2 protein-coding genes and 2 pseudogenes are annotated in these 3,630 nt (G+C 38.0%); all 4 read left to right on the plus strand.

Annotated features, from left to right (window positions below):
- Positions 1 to 56 precede the first annotated feature (56 nt).
- Positions 57 to 452 (plus strand): annotated as a pseudogene (locus tag DCC82_RS05220) (divalent metal cation transporter); the annotation flags it as partial.
- 223 nt (positions 453 to 675) lie between these two features.
- Positions 676 to 1,044 carry an ArsR/SmtB family transcription factor gene (locus tag DCC82_RS05225; protein WP_011230088.1) on the plus strand — a complete coding sequence of 123 codons (369 nt, stop codon included), beginning with the start codon at positions 676 to 678 and terminating at the stop codon, positions 1,042 to 1,044.
- A complete protein-coding gene (locus DCC82_RS05230; RefSeq protein ID WP_108430267.1) occupies positions 1,037 to 3,175 on the plus strand; it encodes a heavy metal translocating P-type ATPase in 2,139 nt (712 codons plus the stop codon). The genes DCC82_RS05225 and DCC82_RS05230 overlap by 8 nt, the downstream gene beginning before the upstream one ends.
- Before the next feature lie 297 nt (positions 3,176 to 3,472).
- Positions 3,473 to 3,630, plus strand: a pseudogene (locus DCC82_RS17980) (IS256 family transposase); the annotation flags it as partial.

Genomic DNA, 3,630 nt, shown 5'->3' on the forward strand with positions numbered 1-3,630 from the left:
GAAGCAGTCAAACTTCTTTGGAAGCCCCCACTTCAAATTTTCGCTAGAAATTAAGTGGGGGTAGTTCACTTGGAGTTGCTTTGTTGGCTTCTGGTCAAAACTCCACATTAACAGGAACCTTAGCTGGTCAAATTGTGATGGAAGGTTTTCTAAACATTCGCCTTCCTGCTTGGTTAAGAAGGCTGATCACTCGATTGATTGCCATTGTCCCAGCCGTTGTTGTAACTGCTCTTTATGGCGAAAGCGGAACGGCTCAATTACTTATTTTGAGCCAAGTTATTCTTTCTTTACAGCTCTCTTTCGCGGTAGTGCCTCTCGTTCAATTCACTAGCGATAAAAAGAAAATGGGCGAGTTCGCAAATCCATTATGGTTGAAAGTTCTTGCTTGGATGGTAGCGATGGTGATTATCAGCTTAAACGCATATTTATTGTTCCAAACATTCTTTGGTTAAGAAATAGTAAACCTCATTATCTTTTTGCGGATAATGAGGTTTATTGTTTTTAGCTAATAGAATTTTTTGATGTAGCTAATTAAATGAAATGCCTGGTAAATATTAGGTTGATTTTTTACATCCAATTCTTTTTTGTTTTTCATTCAAATAAATGTTTGAATAATAAAAGAAATGAGGTATAATATATTCAAACGGAAATTTGAATATGAAAGGGGGATAATGAATGAGTAAGAAAGATACATGTGAAATTTATTGTTATGACGAAGAAAAAGTCAATCGAATACAAGGGGAATTGCAAAAAGAAGATATATCCAGTGTTGTCCTGTTGTTTAAAGCACTGGCAGATGAAAATAGGGCAAAAATTGCCTATTCACTTTGCCAAGATGAAGAGTTATGTGTATGTGATATTGCCAATATCATTGGGGCTTCTGTTGCAACCACTTCCCATCATTTACGGACTCTTTATAAACAAGGGATTGTAAAGTATCGAAAAGAAGGAAAGCTAGCATTTTATTCGCTGGATGATGACCATATTAAGCAGTTAATCATGATTGCGTTAGCACATGATAAAGAGGTGAAAGTCCGTGTCTGAACAACAAGCAAAATTATCTAAATCAGAAGCGAAAACCTACCGTGTTCAAGGATTTACTTGTGCAAACTGTGCGGCAAAGTTTGAAAATAATGTAAAATCATTGCCAGGTGTTCAAGATGCTAAAGTAAACTTTGGAGCATCTAAAATTACCGTTTGGGGTACAACAACCATCGAAGAATTAGAAAAAGCAGGAGCTTTTGAAAACTTAAAGGTTCGGGAAGATAAAGAAAAATCAGTCAAGCGTGAACCTTTTTGGAAGCAAAAAGAGAACATTAAAGTGTATATTTCCGCCGTTTTGCTTGTGATCAGTTGGTTTTTAGGGAAGCAATACGGAGAAGAGCATATCTTTGCGACAATTGGATATGCTGCAGCAATTTTAATCGGTGGATATTCGTTATTTATAAAAGGTTTCAAAAACCTAGTTCGATTGAATTTTGATATGAATACGCTGATGACAGTGGCGATTTTAGGAGCTGCAGCGATTGGTGAATGGGGAGAAGGTGCAACGGTTGTTATTCTATTCGCCATTAGCGAAGCCTTAGAGCGTTATTCCATGGATAAAGCTCGTCAATCTATTGAATCGTTGATGGATATTGCTCCAAAAGAAGCATTAATTCGTCGCGGAAATGAAGAAATGATGGTCCCTGTTGACGATATTCAAGTCGGAGATATTATGATCGTAAAGCCTGGTCAGAAATTAGCGATGGATGGAATCGTCATCAAGGGTACATCTACGCTAAATCAGGCTGCCATTACGGGAGAAAGTGTTCCAGTAACCAAAACAGTCGGTGATGAAGTCTTTGCAGGAACATTGAATGAAGAAGGGTTATTGGAAGTAAAAGTGACAAAACGAGTGGAAGATACAACTCTTTCGAAAATCATCCATTTAGTGGAAGAAGCTCAAGCAGAACGAGCACCTTCTCAAGCGTTTGTAGATCGTTTTGCCAAATACTATACACCAGCCATTATCATTTTTGCTCTTTTACTAGCCGTTATTCCGCCATTATTTATGGGTGCTGATTGGAGCGAATGGATTTATCGAGGTCTAGCTGTATTAGTGGTTGGTTGTCCGTGTGCGTTGGTTATTTCCACGCCTGTTTCGATTGTAACTGCCATTGGAAATGCAGCGAAAAACGGTGTGTTAATTAAAGGTGGTATTTATTTAGAGGAAGCAGGAAACTTAAAAGTGATTGCTTTTGATAAAACAGGAACCTTAACAAAAGGTATTCCTTCCGTCACCGATGTAGTCACTTATAATGGCGATGAAAATGAACTAATGACCATTACAGCAGCCATTGAAAAAGGCTCACAACATCCACTTGCTTCCGCCATTATAAGAAAAGCAGAAGAAGATGGATTGAATTTTAATGATGTATCGGTTGAAGAATTCCAATCCATTACAGGTAAAGGGGTCAAAGCCAAAGTAAATAACGCAATGTATTATGTCGGAAGTCCAGGTCTTTTTGAAGAACTTCTTCCAAATGGCATCCAATCAGAAATAAAAGAACAAATTACAACCCTTCAAATACAAGGGAAAACGGTCATGGCATTAGGAACGGAAAAAGAAATTCTGGCGTTAATTGCCGTGGCAGACGAAATAAGAGAATCATCCAAAGAGGTTATTCGAAAACTTCATCAAGTCGGTATTGAAAAAACGGTGATGCTGACGGGAGATAACCAAAGAACAGCCGAAGCCATCGGAAAACAAGTCGGTGTTTCCGATATTAAAGCCGATTTACTTCCAGAAGATAAACTGAATTTCATCAAAGAGCTTCGCGACAAGTATCGAAGTGTTGCGATGGTTGGAGATGGTGTGAACGATGCACCAGCTCTTGCAGCTTCAACCGTTGGTGTGGCAATGGGTGGTGCTGGAACCGATACAGCCCTTGAAACAGCCGATATTGCTTTAATGTCTGATGATTTAAGTAAATTGCCATATACGATTAAATTGAGCCGCAAGGCTTTAGCAATTATTAAGCAAAACATTACCTTCTCTTTGGGCATTAAGGTGCTGGCGTTATTGTTAATTGTACCTGGTTGGTTAACGTTATGGTTAGCGATATTTGCGGATATGGGAGCAACATTAATCGTAACATTAAACAGCATGCGATTGCTAAACGTGAAAGAATAATGCAATAGTTGAAGAAGACACACAAAAAGACCGAATTTATTTCGGTCTTTTTGTGTGGTTTAAAAATCAACATTGAAATTTAACAAAGCCCTGATTAAAAACAGTCAAAACTAACAAAACAAATGACCTAAATTTTAGAGATCTTAATTAATTAAATGGGATTTTAATAAAAATGCTTGGCGCTTAAAGGATGATGTATAAAAGTTTGTGTAAAGCATTTTGCTAGACCAAAAGAAAAAAGGTAGGGTATTCTCTGATTTAGCCATAACACATTCCAGAGAAAGGAGTACCCTACCTATGTCTAAAAGAAGTATACCGAGTGTCGACTGGGCAAATCAACTGGAAAGTGTCATTCGTCAGTTTGTGAAGGAAAAATTAGAGCTGATTATGCGGGAAGAAATCAAACATTTCCTCGAAATCGAACAGGCGGACACATCCAATATGAGAAACGGCTG

The sequence above is a fragment of the Geobacillus sp. LYN3 genome (assembly GCF_003064505.1).
Lineage (GTDB): Bacteria > Bacillota > Bacilli > Bacillales > Anoxybacillaceae > Parageobacillus_B > Parageobacillus_B toebii.